This window comes from Pedobacter kyonggii, from assembly GCF_004310665.1.
Taxonomy (GTDB): domain Bacteria; phylum Bacteroidota; class Bacteroidia; order Sphingobacteriales; family Sphingobacteriaceae; genus Pedobacter; species Pedobacter kyonggii.
Genome location: NZ_SIXF01000035.1, coordinates 23438 through 42145 on the forward strand (window position 1 = coordinate 23438; position 18708 = coordinate 42145).

The following is an 18708-nucleotide window of genomic DNA, read 5'->3' on the forward strand; positions in this document are numbered from 1 at the left end:
TTTTCTGAATACTTAAAAATCTTATTCAATTTGGTTACGAAAAATTTGTACTACAGCTATGTTCTCAGCGGCATATGTATTTAGCAGAATATTCTCAGCACAAAAGGGCAAGGCTTTGTGGAATGTGCCGAATAATGCCCCTAGTAGTAATTTAAAATCCCAGGTGATCAGTAGCCATTCAATACCAATATAACCTGCCCCAAACCGCCTCTCATTTTCTGCCCGCAGCAGTGCGCATAGGAAATAAAATTATAAGCAACAAAAAACCTTACCTGCCTAAGCAACTTACTTATTAATTCAACGTAAACCTTAAACTAAATCCGAAATTACTAAATGAAGTATTAAAAGTCTGCGAAGTGTAAGGCTTAGTAATATTCGAATCGTAAAACAATTTGATATTAAATTTCTGATTCAACACATAATCTACACTTGGCCTTAATGTAATGTTCTTCGCTCCTGATGAAACTTCTGCTTCAGTAATATCTGCACGGTAAATAACGGTTTTATTATCGCGGATAGCTACATCTAACTTGAAATCCATGTTGTTATCCATTTTCAGGCTTTTAAACCATCCAAACGGGAAACGGAATTTATTGGTACGGTAGCCCAATCCTAAAACCATATTGTTTTCTGATAGCTGTGCCAATTGGCTGTTTGATAAACTCAGTCCCAATAAACGTGAACGGTTTAATTCGAAAGAAGCGGTCAGGTTATTTTTAAACCTGGTATCAACACCAACCAAAGGAGAAAAATATTCAGAAATGGTTACCTGGGCAAACTGGTATTCTGGTAAAAAGTTATTATTTACATCTCTACTGCTAACCGCACCATTGGTTTCCTGATAACGCAGTAATGAGTTAAAGCCATTAATATTGTAGGCAGAGCGATAGCCGTGTCTGATATCGACAGATGAAAACTTATCGGCGATAAAAGGAATACGGGTTAATCCGCTATAGGTTAAACTCCAGTTTGGAAGTGGTATTTTGGGAAAGGCATTCATTTTTGTTTTGCCGGCATCTTTGCCCGAATAAGCCGCCATAAAAGCAGATATAATTACATCCTGACTTTCTTTGCTGTAACCATCGGCAAAACCGCCGTTTCCCCCTCCAGAGTTTGGATTTTCAGCACCCAATCTTCTGGAAATAATGATCCTATTGGCCATAAACTGATTAAACAGGCTGGAAACAGTACTGGCGTTACTATCTTTAAAAGCAGTACCCAAGGCAATATAAGATACACTATAATCGCCAGTGGTAATGGCACTTAAGTTTTCGAACGATGATACGCTGGCTACATACCTGAAATTGGTAGAAAAGTTTCTTGTTTGCGCTTTATTGGCCTTTAGCGTAATCCGTAAATCTTTAAAAGGTTCTACCTGCCCAGTGAGCTGAAAATCTTCTCTCAGTGTATTTACATATAGCTGATTCTGCAAGGTATCGGTGGTTAACCATCCATTATTTAATGCCATATCGCGAATATCGCGCTGACTTCCGAAAGCAAAGCCCAAGCCTGGTGCCCCGGTTACATTATCAATACCAAAATACCTGGTAGTCGGCAGATAGCCCGGCAAGAAAATACCTTTGGTTTGTACAAAGCTGGCATTAACGTTTTTTACACTCGTTAATAGATTAATAAAAAATGTCTTAGCACCACTTCCTTCCTGATCGTTGCCTGCCTTTCTGATAAAACCAAACTTGTTGTACAAAGTAGTTAGGTTTAAGGTCGGATTTACCTGTACCGTTCTGCTGTTCTGTACCGTATTACCCAAATTAATATTCGGATCACGTAAAGTAGAAAGCGGCTCGGTTTGCCAGTTAAAGTTGGTACCATAACGGGTTTTTACGGTAATCCAGTTTAGTCCTGGTATTTTATCAATCGGCAGGTTATAGGTAACATTTAAATTATGGTTATAATCGGTTGTACGCCCTAAACGTTTTAAGTTTTGCCAAACGGTATCGCGTTTTAAACCGTCAAGTCTTCCATCCGGTTCATCAATGATCGAATAATTTGTGGCGTTAAAATCTAACTGTAACGAACGGGTAAGGTTCCAGGCAACACCATAAATCCTGCTCATGGTAAAGTTTTTGTTAAAGGTGGTACCATAACCACTCTGGTAAACCCCAATGGTATTATTTGGATCGTTATTCCGTAAGGTATTTTCTGAATATAAACGGTCTACATCGATCCTAAAATTAATGGCACTTGGAAATATACTGAAGTTAAAGTCCTTCAATAAAGCCAACATGTTCGATTTTATAATCTTTTCAAACGGCGCTATGGTTTTGGCCTCTTTAGAATAACTGTACTGTAACGATGCCCTATAAGTATTCTGAATACTGCTCTGATTAATAAAATCGCGATGATTGTATTGGGTATAAGCATAACTTGCCGCAAAATTCTCAATATCCCAAAGGCGCACAGGTTTGCTGTTATTGGTCCGTTCTTTTCTAACGTTAGTAAAGTTTATACCTCTTCTAACAGTATAATCCTGTGCAAAATTTAAAATCGAATCTTTTTGTTCTTTCGTTGACTGGTTTAATGCATTTTTGAGCTCGATATCCGGCGTTCTAGGATTGTACTGCGGTGTAGAAACCTGTTTAGAATAACTTACAAACATTGGGATTTTCACACCCGATTTTTGCGGCAGGAACTTACCTAATTCCATTGCAGAAGAAACATCCAGCAATACATTATCTGCACGGTTCCGCTCACTCACTTTCGAATCGATAGATCCGAAACCGATGGTAGATTTACTTCCGGAAATATTTACATCTGCAAAATCGGCCAATTTTAAGTTCAATCTTCCTGTAGCTGCCCAACCGCCCTTTTCATCAAATTCTGTTAACCTCAATTCATTAAACCAAACCAGTGCATTTTTATCCTGTCCGTCATCATTCTGCTCATCATTGGCGGCACGGAGCGGGTTTTTAATCCCCACCATATACACCCTAACTTTGCTCATATCTGGCTGCCCTTTAACTACAATGGTTCTGTTTCCATCGGTATAGGTAAATGGAACATTTGTTGGCCAAGGCTGTCCATTAGCTTGTTTAGCTACATTACGGGCCAGCTTGGCATTTTGGAAAAGTGTTAAATCAATATCCATTCTATTGGCTTCTGGCCAAATGGCATCAGGATCGCTTGTACCCGGATTGGTCACCTTTAATGGAATTACATATTCATAATAGTTGTCCTGGTTATCAGTTCCAATTCTTAAGAATGCGGCAACATCATTATCATTTAAAATTTGATTGTTAACAGCTTCGGCATGGATAAACATTTCTAAATGTTTGTAAGATCTGAAATCGCTGTAGGCTGTTTTAAATGCAGCTCTGCCATAACCATCTCTTAACGATTTTACTATAACCGATAGCGATTGCTCATTTAAACGTGTATCGCCACGATAATTGCTAAAGTCACGCTCGCGAAGAATGCCTGGAGGGGTAACATACGGAATCGGTGAACGTTTTCCATTTTCTTCAATGTTCACTGTCGAGACTTCAATAGTAGAATTATCAGGAGTAAGTGCAGGCAATGATGGATCGACGATTACTTGTGCTGCTTCGTTTGCAGCATTATATTCTCTCCATTCCCCGCGGATGAGCTGCAACTTTGCAAAACGCATCACTGCAGTATCAGTGAAATTGGTCATAAACATCCTGAAGAAACGGATCGATTTAAAATCCTGGATACCGCCAACTTTCTCCTGGTACTGACCAATTGGGATTCTGAATTGATACCAGGAAACCGCCTGTGTATTTCCATTGGCCAATCTTACCTGCGAGGTTACTTTATCGGTAATAAAATTCTGACCAACATTTAAATCGCCAGGGCGCATGGAAACTTTATACTGAAAATACTCATCACTTTGCGTCATGTTATTATCGCGGTTGATATCTTCCCCATCCGGTAAAGAAGTAGATGCAGAATTTTCAAGTCCTAATTCTTCTTGCGACTGTTGTGAAGTTTTAGAGTTTCCTTCAGTTCCGTTATATTTTTCGTAACGTTTAAGAATTCCTGCATTAATCTGATCTAAGGCCGGGCCTCTGAAATAGGCATAATTATCTGACGAAGGATCGGCATCGAGTGCGGCCGAAGCAGTTGCATTTAACTGCGATTTAATCTGCGTAATTGCCGCAGCAAATTTCACTTTCTCATCAGCATCTGATAATCCATCTAAACCCACATCCTGAGCACGGCGTGAGCTGGCATTGTTATCAAAAGCCTGTACAACGGGTTGTAACTTCGGCACACGCCCCCAAGCAGTTTCATCGTATTTGCTTGGGTCGTTTGTGGCTGGCAGACCGTTTTCTAACGATTTCCGACCATCCTTAAGAATATCTTCCGAGATATTACCCAGGTTGAAATACATATCACCCCCTGCCGAATTTGGTTTATAAATAAACGGGTCCATTACCCAAAACTCAATAAAGCCCACATTTAGGGCTTCAAAATCGTTGGTTTCGATTTTTCTTTGAAAACCTCCCCAATTATTTTTAGGTTGCAATAATGTTCCATCTGGCCTAAAATCTGTTGGGCGGAAGTTATACGGTCCCCTAACGGTAGGATAATAAGCCACATCGAAAGTGGTGATATTTAAGGCCTGTCCCGTTGCCGTTTCTTTAAACGGAAAAACCTCCTGCTCAATCACCTCTCTCACATAGTGATTGGAAAGTTCTCCCCGGTTGCCCCTGATATTGGCTGGAGTGGTAGATGCCGCCGAATTATAAAAAGTTGGATCGATGTTATAAAATGCAATTCTTGCCCGATTGTAACCATAAGATAAATCGTTGGATTTATCAAACTCTGAAAAAAGCTGTGGTGTGCCTGACAGCTGCCAGGCAATGGCACTCTTTAAATCGATTACCGATCTGGATGCTTCGAAATCATCTAAGTAACTTACCCCATTTTTACTGCCGGCAAAATTCAACGCCCTTGGGTGCCCAGGAATCAATTGCGCAAACTCTCCATAAAACGTTACACTCGAAGGTGCTTTGGTTGAAATGAACGGAAGTTTATCAACCAGTTTTGTTAAAAATCTTGATGGCGAGCTGTAGTTGATATCTGCTCCCCAAATGGTATTCGAAATGGGTTCTTCGCCAATGTTTACCTTTTGGGTTAAAGGTTTCTCGGTTAAGTTCATGATGGTACCCCCAAGGTTCAGTTTATTGTTTACACGGTAATCTAAACGGGTACCAAAAAGTGATCGTTGCTGCAGGCCAAAGGTTTCACTGTTTTCAGTCGTGATCCTAATCGGTTGACCTGATACTAAAAGTGCCTGATTGATGATGCTCACCCGGCCGCCTTGATAATCAACCGTGAAGTCTATTCCCTCGGTTAAAGGCATTGTTCCGGCAAAAACCTTTACCGATCCTTCCGGAACATTAATGGCATTTAAACTAAACTCAGAAGAAATATCAGATTGGTAATTTACCTTAATGGTGTACCTGTTCTGGTTTTGAAACAGCTGTCTAGCGATGGTTTGTGTTGAATCGTAAAGCGCGGTAAAAGTATATTTATTGATCAAGGCTTGCTCACTCGGCAAAAACTTTGCAGCTAAATCTTTTCCAAATGGCTCAATCACGGGAAAAATAATTCTTCCATTTGCCGGATCGATAGTGATATAACCCGAATTGGTATTGGTAACCAACGAAGTTTGCCCATTGCTCCCCACGCCGAACATACTTGCCTGGTTGGCATTACTCGTGGTAGAATAAGAACCAAAAGCATTATTTGTGGCCACAAAATCGAAAACCCCATCGGGCCTTCGCTCATTTTGCTGGTTTAAACGATCAAATTCGGTTAAGGCAATCCACTGCTTATTTGCTGTATTTTGTCCTTCAGTCATTACCGGGTTATCCACACCGGTTTCGTTATCGATACGATAAATATCAAGTTTAAAATTCTGACTGCTGATCTGGTACCCTCCTATAGAATAAATATTTTTCATCATCAGATCCCATGTTGGCAGTTGGATCTTGGTGGTTTCGTTCTTTAGCAATTTGGCATAAAGCACTTTTGGATTTGCCGCATCGAAAGAAACGTCGGTAGAAAACTCACCAACCTGATATTCTACACCGTTATAGGTATAGCGGTATGCAACAGCTAAAACCTCATCAGCATTTAATGGATTGTTCAACGATAAATAACCCAGCTGCGGCTGAAAGGTAAATTCGCGCTCTGTTAATTTTCTGGCATAAACCAGTTTAGCAAAGTTATCGGTATTGCTGCTATTGGCAGGTGTTGTCTGGAAGAAAGAAAGTATGGCATTAGAATTTGTCTGTCTTATAGCACCGCCCTGATAAGCGTTTAATTGTGCAATCAAGTTGTTGGATTGTTGCGAAAAACCCGTAGCAGTAGTTCCTGCCGGCAAACCAGAAGTTCCACCGGTAATTAAATTATTGTTAAAAGGAACATTTTCGCCCAAATCCATCAAACCTAATACATCTCTGGAGTCGGTAGTATTACCTGCCTTATTGGTAATCCATACCTCAATTTTAGTGATCTGGATCGGAGAGGTGATAATAGGTGCATTGGCGAGGTTTTTATTGTAGTTATTCCTAAAATATTGTGATAAAAAATAGTGTTTATTGGCCTCGTAGCTATCAATATTTACCGTGGTGGTATTTTGCTGCGCTCCGTTGGTAATTTTAATTTCCCGTGATTGAGATTTTTGCTGAGTGTAAACACTTGTTACATTTAAACGCCCGAATTTTAATTGTGTTTTAATACCGAAAAGTGCCTGGGTTCCGGTAATTAAAGAGGTATTTAAAGGTAAGCTTACGTTACCCGCTTCAATTTTTTGGATAATATCATCAGGTCCGCCGATATAATCGAGCTTAATCTGATTTTCGAAATCAAATTGAGCCTCGGTATTGTAATTGCTTTTGATTTTTAGTTTGGTTCCGATGTTTCCAACCAGATCCATCTGAATCCTTTGGTTAAAATCGAAATTGGTCTGTACCCTTTGTCTTTCGTTAAAAAGCGGGTTTTCATTTTTATTTACCCGGCCTAAAAAGGTCAGTTCAGCTTCTCCGCGGGGCTGGATATCGATGGTTGTTCCCCCGAATAATTTTTCGAAAGCCTTACTATTTACCTGAATCTGAGGGATTATACCAGTGCTTCTGTAATCACTTACCTCCGCATTTGAAATGCTGCGCCAGTTACCCCGCTTTATCTCACTGTTAACCAATCGCTGGTACTCATCAATGGTTAAGTATTGTGTGTTTAAAACAAATTTTTCGCCAATTAATTCCTTTACCACATACCGTTTATTCTTGGCGTCGTATTCTACAACACGTTTTAAATTGCTAGGTGCCGGATAAAACGGATTAACGGCCGGACTAAGCCCTAAATGCTCTTTCTCACGTAAACTAAAATTATTTTTTGGGGTAATAGTATCCGCTTTGCTTGGAACAACTTGAGAGAAAGCGTTTTGAGAAGCAATTAAGAAAAGAGGGATGAGAAACAGAAATGTAGATATTCTCTTCAAAGGCAGTAGATCTATAAAGTTTTTAAAGCTTGTTTAATTAGTTGCTCTACCGAAAGTGTTCCCTCTGTCACTTTTAAAATCTGGTCTATAGTTTTTTCGGCGGTTTGTTTGGCGAATCCGAGCATTACCAATGCTGATAACGCTTCATCTTTAACAGTATTGTGTTGAGGCATAGAAATTAATGAATCTGCCCCTTCTTTTTTTAGTTTGTCCTGTAGCTCTAAAACCAAGCGTTGTGCGGTTTTAGCTCCCAAGCCCTTAATTCTTTGAATTAGAGGCAAATCTGCTTTAACAATTGCGGTCTGGATTTCAACCGGTGTGATAGATGATAAAATCATTCTACCAGTATTTGGTCCAATTCCCGATACGGATATTAAGTGTAAAAATAAACGGCGTTCGCCTTCATCGGCGAAGCCGTATAATGTATGTGCATCTTCTTTTACATGCAGCCAAGTGTATAGTTTACACCTTTCTGTATCAGCTAAAGCGCTGTATGTATTTAAAGAAATATTTATATGATAGCCTATACCTCCGGCTTCAACCACAACATATGCTGGGTTTTTGAATGTCAATTTACCATCAATATAGGCGTACATGTAATTCTACTTTTTAGTTGTTTTTCCAAATATACCTTTTCGTTTCGATGTTGCAATTTCTTCTTTTGCTTGCACATCTACAACAGCAATGGTAACCATATTGACGATTTCGCGCACAGAACTACCTAATTGAACAATATGAACAGGTTTATTCAGCCCTAACAAGATCGGACCAACCGCTTCGGCACCGCCTAACTCTTGTAACAATTTGTATGCAATGTTTCCAGACTCCAGATTTGGGAACACCAAAGTGTTAGCCGGAGCATCGGCCAAAGTGCTAAATGGAAAATTATCTTTTAGTAACTCGTTGTTGATGGCAAAGTTTCCTTGCATCTCTCCATCTACAATTACCTCTGGATGATTTTTATGCAGGAGTTTAACCGTTTCTCTTACTTTATTTGGTGTTACCCCATCGTTCGAACCAAAGTTTGAATACGATAATAAAGCAATGCGGGGTTTGATGTTAAATTGCTTAACAGATTTATCAAGCAATAAAGTAATATCTACCAGCTCTTCTGCCGTTGGATCTACGTTTACAGTGGTATCGCCGAAGAAAACAGGACCTTTTTTGGTCATCATCATGTACATACCAGCAACGCGTTTTACACTTGGATCAACACCGATTACATGTAAAGCAGGCTTAATGGTAGATCCATAATTTTTGGTCAGACCCGAAATCATCGCGTCCGCATCGCCAAACTCAACCATCGATGCACCATAGTAATTACGGTCCCTCAATAATTTAGTGGCATCAGTTAAAGAAACCCCTTTACGCTGACGTTTTTGATAAAGCGCCTCAGCATATTGTTTGGTTTTATCAGGATTTTGCATCTGATCGATGATCTCTACACCATCTAACTCTAAACCGTGCTCATCAATAATCGCCTGTATTTTATCTTTATTTCCTAAAAGAATTGGAATGGCGATATTCTCGTCGTTAACAATCTGTGCGGCCTTTAAAATTTTATAATTATCGGCTTCAGCAAATACAACTCTTTTTGGATCTGTTTTAGCTTTGGTTGTGATGGCACGCATAATGGCATCATCCAAGCCCAGGCGTTTTCTCAGTTCTTCGCTATAGGCATCCCAATCGGTAATAGTTTTGCGGGCTACACCACTTTCAATTGCTGCTTTTGCAACCGCAATAGAAACCTCTGTAATTAACCTGAAATCTACAGGTTTTGGAATAATATATTCTTTACCAAATTTAAGGTTACGGGCATTGTAAGCTAAGTTTACAGCTTCGGGAACCGATTTTTTAGCTAATTCTGCAATGGCTTTAACGGCAGCGATTTTCATCGGCTCGTTAATTCCTGTTGCACGAACATCAAGCGCACCCCGGAAAATGTAAGGGAAACCTAAAACGTTATTCACCTGGTTCGGATAATCAGAACGGCCTGTAGCCATAATAATATCTTTACGGGTTTTAATCGCCAGTTCGTAGGCAATCTCCGGATTAGGATTGGCCATCGCAAAAACGATAGGGTTTTTGGCCATCGAAGTCAGCATTTCTGCCGTAACACAATCTGCTGATGAAAGACCGATAAATACATCAGAATCTTTCATGGCTTCGGCCAAAGTATTGATTTTTCTATCGGTAGCAAATTCAGCTTTAATATCATCCAGTACTTCGCGGTCTTTACGGATCACACCAGAACGGTCGCACATAACGATGTTCTCTTTTTTAGCACCCAAAGAAACGTAAAGTTTGGTACAAGAAATTGCAGCGGCACCAGCACCATTAACTACAATTTTGATCTTATCCATTTTTTTCTTGAAGATTTCGCAAGCGTTCAACAATGCCGCAGCCGAAATAATCGCTGTACCATGTTGATCATCGTGCATTACCGGAATGTTCATTTCTTCCTTTAAGCGACGCTCAATTTCGAAACATTCTGGTGCTTTAATATCTTCTAAGTTAACACCACCAAATGTTGGCTCCAAAGCCTTGACAATTTTCACAAAATCATCAACATTTTTGGTGTCTAACTCTAAATCAAATACATCAATATCAGCAAATATCTTGAAAAGTAAACCTTTTCCTTCCATTACTGGTTTTCCGGCTTCGGGGCCAATATCGCCTAAACCTAAAACGGCTGTACCGTTACTGATTACCGCAACCAGGTTGCCCTTTGCGGTATATTTATAAACATCTTCTTTATTTTCTGCAATCTTCAAACACGGCTCTGCAACGCCAGGGGAATACGCTAAAGTTAAATCTCTTTGCGATGTTGTAGGTTTTGTGGGTACTACTTGTATCTTTCCTGGACGGCCTTGCGAGTGGTAATCAAGCGCATCTTGCTTTCTAGTGGTCTTACTCATTACGTAACTTATTAGTGACGGGGGCAAAGGTACAATTCTTTTTATGAGGCATAAAATAAAAAGCCCTTCAAAAAAGTTAAATAAGACGTTACACTAAGCTACCGTTATACTAATTGGGTTAAACCAAGCATTGTTGATAGAATTTCAAATTATTTGATCAAGAAATGAATGCATTGCCAGGTTATCCTGTTATCCCTTACTGATTTTCAGAATCATCCCTACTTGCAAACCAGATTTTGATAGATGGTTATCTCTTCTGATGCTCTGAACGGTTGCACCGTCAAATTTTTCTGCAATTTCAGACAGGGTATCGCCGGTTTTAACCTTGTAACTTAAAAACGACGATGGTGCTTTTAATGGCATCCGGTTTTTGGCATAAATCTTTAGTCTTTGTCCTGGCACTAGTGTTTTACTTTTTAAACCGTTCCAAACCCTTAAATCCTGCACCTCTACACCATATTTATCGGCAACAGCTGTTAAGCTCTGTCCTGAGGTAACTTTATGATAAACCACGGAGGATGTAGTTATACTTTTGTTTTTTTTCTTTCTTAAATCTCTTGCATCATCGGTACTGGCGGCCACTACTTTCATGTTCACATCCACTTCCTGATTGTTTAACACATCATAAATACCTGCGTAATCGATATCCCTTAACTTTGGCATTACAATACGCTTCGGCTCATCATCGGTACCATTTACAATCTTTTTCTTGTACGATGGGTTTAAGGCCATGATCGCTGCTTCATCAATATTTAACACCTTTGCAAGTGTAGATAGCGACACGAAACGGGTGGTTTGAACAGTATCAGTTTTTAAGAACATTCCCGGGGCGTGCGCGGTAATCTGATGTTTGCCAGAATAATTCATTACATAAACCGCAGCAATAAATGCCGGCACATAATTTCTGGTTTCTTTAGGTAAAAACTGTCTGATTACCCAAAAATCCCTGGATCCCGCTTTATCAATGGCCCGGTTAACATTCCCCTTTCCGCAGTTATAAGCGGCAATAGCCAAAAGCCAATCGCCAAGCTCTTCAAAAGCATCTCTAAAATAGGCTGCCGCTGCATAACTGGCCTGGATGGGATCTTTACGTTCATCCACAAAGTTATCCATCTTTAGACCATAAGCTTTACCAGTGCCGAACATAAACTGCCAGATACCCGTTGCCCCTACTCTGGAAATGGCATGCGGATTCATCTGTGATTCGACGATCGTTAAATATTTTATTTCCTGCGGAATATTATAATCTTTTAAGGCTTTGTCAAAAATCGGGAAGTAATAGCTTGATAAGCCGATCATTTTCCCGAACATATCTTTACGCTTGGCATAAATATCGATATACTGCTGAACGTACTCGTTGTAAGGAAGAGGTACTGTTTTAGTGATAGAATCGAGCCTGAGTTTATAGATAAAGTTCTGGCCCATGGTTAATGGGTTTTCTGAAACAGCCGGTACAGCTACGGTATCAGTATTAATAAAAATGTTGTTGTGAATCTTCGGAAGGCTATCCAGTTTGAGCATTTGTTGCGCAGAAGCGGAAGAAATGTATCCTAAACAAGCGCAAATTGAAGCAAAAAGTAATTTTTTAATCATGGGCTATTGGTTCAAATTTTCATTAACCGTGGCTTGTATTCACAAACCTTTTTACAGACTCATCTTTTCATAAAAAGGAAAAGAGTAAGAATCTGCGAAACTTCCAGACAATGCCTAGAAAAACAATTAATAAATGCCATTGCCATACTTAACTATAATGCTTTTTTGCATTAAGATTGCTTTGTACCTCGCAATGACGATAAAACTATGATAAAAATGCCTGAGAAAAAGCCAAAAGCTTATCTTCCTCAAAATGTTTGGCTGTAAATTGTATACTTAACGGCAATCCTGCTGCATTATTGCCTAATGGCAAAGCAATAGCCGGATTTCCACTTAAAGAAGGCAATACGGTAAAAATATCAGCCATATACATCACAATTGCATCCTGAACATTATCGCCAATTTTAAAAGCTGCTGTTGGTGCCACAGGAGAAAGAATTAAATCATAATCCTGAAACAAAACATCCATTTTTTCTCTGATTAATCGGCGAACCTGCTGTGCTTTTTGATAATAAGCATCGTAATATCCTGCACTTAAAACAAAAGTACCTAAAAGGATGCGGCGTTTTACTTCCTCGCCAAAACCTTCGGCGCGTGATAATTTATAAAGTTCATTTAACGATTTTGCCTCTAGGTTACGGTGTCCATAATGAACGCCGTCATATCGCGAAAGATTTGAAGAGGCTTCGGCCGTAGTTAAGATATAATAGGCCGGAACCAGATAATCCAACAGATCAAAAGAAACATACTCAACAGTATGTCCATTAGCCTTGAGCTGCTCGATTGATTTTAAGATAGCCGATTTGATTTCGGGATCGAGGGCTTCGCTCTCAATAGTTTCTTTTAATACCGCTATTTTGTGTTTTTTATGTTCGTTCAAATGAGCAGAATAGTCGGGCACTGCATATGGAGAAACTGTAGAATCGTAATCATCCGCACCAGCTAAAACCTGTAAAAGCAATGCAGCATCTTCTACTGAAGATGTAATTGGTCCAACCTGATCGAAAGAGGAAGCATAGGCAATAACACCATACCTTGATATACGGCCATAAGTAGGTTTAAGCCCAATTTGACCGCAAAATGCAGCTGGTTGTCTTACCGAACCACCGGTATCGGTTCCCAGGGCAGATAAACACATATCGGCCTGAACGGCTACAGCTGAGCCACCTGAAGACCCACCAGGGACAAGGTCGGGATTTGCAGCATTTTTAGCAACCCCATAGTATGAAGTTTCATTAGAGCCACCCATAGCAAACTCATCACAGTTTAAACGGCCGATAATAACGGCATCTTCCTGTAGCAATCGCTGCACAACGGTAGAAGAATATGGAGATACAAAGCCTTCGAGCATTTTTGACGATGCGGTAACGATATGGTCTTTATAACAGATATTATCTTTAATACCAATTACCATTCCTGCAAGTTTACCTGCTGTACCTTCTTCTATTTTTTGCTGTACCGCTTTCGCCTGAACTTCGGCCGATAAAAAAAACACCTCATTAAATGCATTGAGGTGTTCATTATTTTCAATTTGCTTAAAATAATAAGCCAATAAATCGGGTAAAGTTAATTGCTTTTGCGCAATGAGTGTTTGAATCTCTTTAAGAGAGCTGTATTTCTTCAAAACTAAAAATTATTGCAATTAAACGGTTTTATCACGGTTAGACGGATCTACCTGTTCCCCATCAACGCCATCTTTACCATCTTTAAATTCTTTAACACCCTTACCTAAACCTCTCATTAGTTCAGGAATTTTTTTACCACCAAATAATAACAATACCACTACCGCAATAATGATAATTTCTGGTGTTCCAAGCATTGCTGCTATTGTTGTATTTAACATAACTTTTTGTTTAAACTTTTTCTTTGTTAGTTATAATTTCTTCGTCAACAGGTGTGCTGGTTTCAGTATGAGCTGCACTTGCCTCTGCCTTTTCATCAACAGGCGATTCTTCTGTTGGATGATGGCGCTGACTATGGTTTACCGCTGTTTCTTCTGCTTCTTCTTTATCTAAATCCATTGCATTGATATTCCTATGGATTTCACGCTTAACACCATCAGAGGCATCTTTGAATTCTCTGATCCCCTTCCCTAGTCCTCTTGCAAGTTCAGGCAATTTTTTACCTCCGAACAACAATAGAACCACCACTAAAATGAGTACGATCTCTGATCCACCCATGTTTAAAAACTCTAATAACGTGCCTTGATACATCACTAATATAATTTATACAAATATAGACATTTTAACTTGTCTTAAGTTTATTTACTAATCCAAGCTTCAGGATTTAAAGTTCCCTGACCTCTTCTAATCTGGAATTTTAAAATGGCGTCGTCACCTGTATTTGCTACAATCCCAATAGCTTGTTTGGTTTCAACTAAATTACCTACGCTCACAGTAACCGACCTTAAGTTTTGGTACACTGTAAAGTACTCTCCGTGGTTAATTACTACGGCAGTTCTGCCCATAATATTTTGCACCATAACAACCTTACCTGCAAATATACTTCTAACAGTTGCCCCATCACTTGTAGTGATATCTACTCCATCGTTGGTATACCTTGCCTGGTCTATCTTATGTAAACCAAACCTTTCGGTTATTGTTCCCGTTGCTACTGGCCAAGGTAACCTTCCTCTGTTATTTTCAAAACCAGCCGATAATCTGGCTGCCTCAGGTGTTGCAGTAAGCAATTCCCCTGTCGATTTTGCTTTAGCAGTTGGCGTAGCTGGTGCAGCAGGTACAGGTCTATTTTCAGCCTTTGCTTTTGCTGCAGCAATCCGCGCTTCTTCAGCCGCTTTTCTTCTAGCTTCTTCTGCAGCCTTCCTTCTCGCTTCTTCAATGGCCCGCCGAATGGCAGCACTAATGGCCCTGTCTATCTGGGCCTGCTGTTTTTTACGACTGGTAATATCCTGTCTAAACCGTTTTTCGTCCTTGCGCAGTTTATTTAATTCTACTGATTGTTTACTTTTATCTTTACTTAAACGCTCACGCTCTCTTTCCTGTTCCTTCAACAGATCACTTTTTTCCCTGAGGGTTTTATCCAGAACTTTAATTTTGCCGTTCAGGTCTTGCTGTGTATTTTCAATGTATCCGGCCTGCTTTTTACGGTATTGACTAAACTGCTGTAAATACTTTATTCTTTTATATGCCTGGTTAAAATCCTTCGCTGCAAAAATGAACATCATTTTATCGTATGAATTTCTATTGCGCTGCGCAAAGCGGATCATTCCTGCATACTCTTTTTTAAGATCGCCTAACTGGCCTTGTAACGTATGTACGGTATTTGTGTTCTGAGAGATTTGGTTATCAAGATTTTTTATTTCAGAGTTGATTGTACCGATTTTATCCTGGCGCAATCTAATCTGGGCATTAATGGTATTAATCTGCTGTATAGTAAGCTTTTTACCACTGGCAGTTTTATTCAAATTCTTTTGAAGCTGTTCAATTTCGCGTTGTATAGCTTCTTTTTTCCTTCTGAGCTGGCTTTCAGTTTGTGCAACCGCCGAAAGGGTTAACACGCTTAAAAAAAGGATAAATAGGAGTTTTTGTAGCTTCATTAAGCCAAAAGTATAAAAATTTTGTAGTAAAAAATATTAAAATCGAGATACTAAAGTCATAATTGCTTATTACAGAACTGTCTTCACTCAATCTTCATACATAACAAAGATTGCCAGAGCCGCTGTACTAATGCAGTACCTACTCCAGGCAAATCATTGAAGAATATTTGAATGTAGTTTTTAAGCCTACTTTACAACCGTAAATCTCTTTGGTACATTAAACGGAAAATCGACCGGAACATTGCCATCAATTTTTACAAACTGTAGGTCGATGTTTATCCGCTTTGCTTTAGATAGTGTTTTGATCTGCAATGCGCTAGGAAATAATGACTCGTTTAATTTTTGATAATCGGTATAGGTAACTTTTAGTGCCTGACCGTTTTTAACATCATTTAAATTGGTTTCAGATACTTTGAACAGCGTGTTAAAAAACAGTTTGTAATCTAACTCCGATTTGCTTCCAGAAACTACCCAAACACCATTTTCCTGTTTAACATCCGATTCTGCTGTTAAAAACTCACCCATGGCATTACCCGTTAAAACAGCTTGTAGCGTATTAAAATTAACCTGTTTGTTTGTGAAATTGTAAATATAACTAAATGGTTTTTTCAGGTATTCGCTTTTCATCCGGTTCATGATCTTGATGCTATCAGGCGTAATCAGAGCCCTTGCCACCTCTGCCATTCCACCTAAGGCTGTAATGCTTACCCAAATGGTTTCCTTGTCTTTCATCTTGAAATTCATGGTTACATCGTTTGCATCGCCGGCAATATCTAAAGTTGCTTTTGCTTTTAAGGAAAGTGTATTAAATTTAAGTTGTTTGCTATTTAGTAGTGTTAAAGCTTCTGCTTTCGAATTATCTGTTTTGGTTTCTGTCTTGGTAGGAGGAGCCACTACAATTTCTTTTTTAGGTTTACATGCCGAAACAAAAATTACAGCTCCTAATAGGAATGCGCTATTTAAAATACTTCTTTTCATTTATCTTTTTAATTAATACTTCTGATCCGTTTCCGGCCTCTTTTGCTTTTTGCCATTGGATTAATGCTGCATCCTTTTCACCTTTCATAAAAAGTATATCGCCATATCGCTCCAGGTAAACACCGTTTTTACTGCTATTGTTTTGCAAAGCCTTTTCGATCCAGGTTTTCGCCAGGTCGTATTTTTGCTGTTTAAACAGAATAAAGGCATAGGTATCTACAATTGAAGGATTATTAGGCATAGCATTGGCCGCTGTTTCTGCATATTTTGCCGCCTTGGTTAGGTCGTCATTTCTTAACGCCAGATAATAGGCATAATTATTCATGATGAGATAATTATCGGGCTCTATTAAAATGGCCTTTTCGAAAGCTGTTTTAGCTAAGGCAAAATTGTTCTGGTTGATGTAGATGTCGCCCTGTAATGCATAAATCTGTGCCTGCAGGCTTTTATTCTCCACATCCAACTGTAAGGAGGTTTTTAAATTGCTTTGAGCGGGCTCGTATTTACCTGTTTTAAACAGGGCATAAGCCATATAATAATATAAGTTGGCCTGATTGGGATAAATGCTTAAAGCCTCATCGCCAACCTTTATGGCTTCCTCATAGTGTCCGAGCAGTGTTTGTATATTAATTACCTGTTCCCAAACCACATAAACCTGTTCGTTAAGTTTTAAAGCAGCCTGATATTGGGCCAATGCTTCTTTTAAGTGGTTCTGTTGATAAAGTACATCGCCATAAAGTGCCAATGCTTTTGCATCAGCCGGATTTTTTTCTGCAACCAGTTTACTGAGTTCAGTTACCTTTTTGGCAACAATGGGTTGATTAAGTTTGGGAAAAAGTGCGGCTATAATCTTCACCTTTTCCGTAAGGGGCATTTCATTGCTTTCGAAAGCCAATTTTAAGGAAGAAAATGCTGCTTCGTCATTTTTCTGCTTGCGGTAAATATCGGCCAAAGCCAGGTTTACCTCAAAGTTATTGGGTTCGAGCTGCTGTGCTTTGGTTAATACTTTTAATGCTTCCGGATCATTTCCCTTCTGCAAGAGCAAACCTGCAGCATATAAATAGTTCTTTACATCAGCCTGGTTGCCTTCTAGTAATTTAACAATATCACTTTCAGTGGCGCTTCCATTTGCCTGAAAACGTTTTTTCGCATTCACCAAGTCTCTCGATTCGCCAAATTTAGCCTGAATTTCATCATAGGTCTTTTTTGCAGCGTCAAGTTGATTGCTTAAGAACTGCGCATTGGCTTTATCAAAATAATAGGCATCGTTTTCGGGATCGAGACGGATCAACTGATTAAAAACCTCAATGAGTTCGGGCATTTTATTGGTGCGCTTGTATACCTCACCAAGTAAGCGCCAGTACCATAAATTGTCGGCGTTTAATTTAATTGCCTGTTTTATGTTCTGTTCAGCTTCCGGGAGTTTATCTAAACGCAGGTTAGCATTGGCTAGCTCAAAATACGCAGCATGGTTATTCGGATCTAAACCAACAATTTTATTGAAATTGGTAGAGGCAACAACATAATTTTCAGACATTTTCTCCCGTAAGCCAGCAAAAAACAATTGTTTTACCATATTGCTATCGCGATTGGTGCTTGGCGTAACGGTTCCCTGCCCAAAAGCCTGGAAACTCACTAAAGTAGCTCCAACAAGAAAATGTACTTTGTATTTCATATCATTTTATCCATCCAAATTAACTCCAAACTGAAAACTGTGAACTCCAAACTTATTTCCCCGTATGTCCGTAACCGCCTTCGCCGCGTGCAGTTTCCCCCAATTGTTCAACGGTTTGCCAGCTAACGGTTTCGTGTTTTGCCACAACCATTTGTGCAATTCTATCGCCATTAACGATTTTAAAATCTGTATCTGATAAATTTACCAATAAAACTTTTATTTCACCACGGTAATCGGCATCAATTGTACCTGGTGCATTTACAATGCTAATACCATGCTTATAGGCCAAACCGCTTCTGGGTCTGATCTGTGCTTCATAACCAATTGGCAATTCAATAAACAAACCCGTTGGCACCAGTAATCTTTGCAAAGGTTTCAATATCATTTCTTTTGTTATTGATGCCCTCAGATCCATACCAGCCGCATGTGCAGTTTCATATTGCGGAAGTGGGTGTTCGGATGTATTGATGATTTTTATTTCCATTTTTCTGAGATG

General features: G+C 39.3%; 11 protein-coding genes. All 11 read right to left on the reverse strand.

Annotation, left to right across the window (positions count from 1 at the left end; all coding sequences use genetic code 11):
• Positions 1-292: 292 nt before the first annotated feature.
• Complete coding sequence (gene sov / locus EYS08_RS22400) at positions 293-7492, reverse strand: T9SS outer membrane translocon Sov/SprA (protein ID WP_131032189.1); 7200 nt, start codon at positions 7490-7492, stop codon at positions 293-295.
• An 11-nt stretch (positions 7493-7503) separates the two neighbouring features.
• Positions 7504-8088 (reverse strand): Holliday junction branch migration protein RuvA, encoded by a 585-nt coding sequence (gene ruvA / locus EYS08_RS22405; protein ID WP_131032190.1) that lies wholly within the window; start codon positions 8086-8088, stop codon positions 7504-7506.
• A gap of 6 nt (positions 8089-8094) precedes the next feature.
• Positions 8095-10410 (reverse strand): NADP-dependent malic enzyme, encoded by a 2316-nt coding sequence (locus EYS08_RS22410; protein WP_131032191.1) that lies wholly within the window; start codon positions 10408-10410, stop codon positions 8095-8097.
• 189 nt (positions 10411-10599) lie between these two features.
• Positions 10600-12003, reverse strand: coding sequence for a lytic transglycosylase domain-containing protein (locus tag EYS08_RS22415; protein ID WP_131032192.1), 1404 nt, complete (start codon positions 12001-12003; stop codon positions 10600-10602).
• A gap of 205 nt (positions 12004-12208) precedes the next feature.
• Positions 12209-13627 (reverse strand): Asp-tRNA(Asn)/Glu-tRNA(Gln) amidotransferase subunit GatA, encoded by a 1419-nt coding sequence (gene gatA, locus EYS08_RS22420; protein ID WP_131032193.1) that lies wholly within the window; start codon positions 13625-13627, stop codon positions 12209-12211.
• An 18-nt stretch (positions 13628-13645) separates the two neighbouring features.
• Positions 13646-13846 (reverse strand): Sec-independent protein translocase subunit TatA/TatB, encoded by a 201-nt coding sequence (locus tag EYS08_RS22425; RefSeq protein ID WP_029287719.1) that lies wholly within the window; start codon positions 13844-13846, stop codon positions 13646-13648.
• A 10-nt stretch (positions 13847-13856) separates the two neighbouring features.
• Complete coding sequence (locus tag EYS08_RS26395; RefSeq protein WP_244216022.1) at positions 13857-14183, reverse strand: Sec-independent protein translocase subunit TatA/TatB; 327 nt, start codon at positions 14181-14183, stop codon at positions 13857-13859.
• 80 nt (positions 14184-14263) lie between these two features.
• Positions 14264-15559 (reverse strand): murein hydrolase activator EnvC family protein, encoded by a 1296-nt coding sequence (locus EYS08_RS22435; RefSeq protein ID WP_131032194.1) that lies wholly within the window; start codon positions 15557-15559, stop codon positions 14264-14266.
• Between the two features lie 186 nt (positions 15560-15745).
• Positions 15746-16537 carry a DUF4292 domain-containing protein gene (locus tag EYS08_RS22440; RefSeq protein WP_131032195.1) on the reverse strand — a complete coding sequence of 264 codons (792 nt, stop codon included), beginning with the start codon at positions 16535-16537 and terminating at the stop codon, positions 15746-15748.
• A complete protein-coding gene (locus tag EYS08_RS22445; protein WP_131032196.1) occupies positions 16515-18212 on the reverse strand; it encodes a tetratricopeptide repeat protein in 1698 nt (565 codons plus the stop codon). The genes EYS08_RS22440 and EYS08_RS22445 overlap by 23 nt, the downstream gene beginning before the upstream one ends.
• 52 nt (positions 18213-18264) lie before the next feature.
• Positions 18265-18696: a dUTP diphosphatase gene (gene dut, locus EYS08_RS22450; protein ID WP_131032197.1), complete on the reverse strand. Its 432-nt coding sequence runs from the start codon at positions 18694-18696 to the stop codon at positions 18265-18267.
• Between the last annotated feature and the right edge of the window lie 12 nt (positions 18697-18708).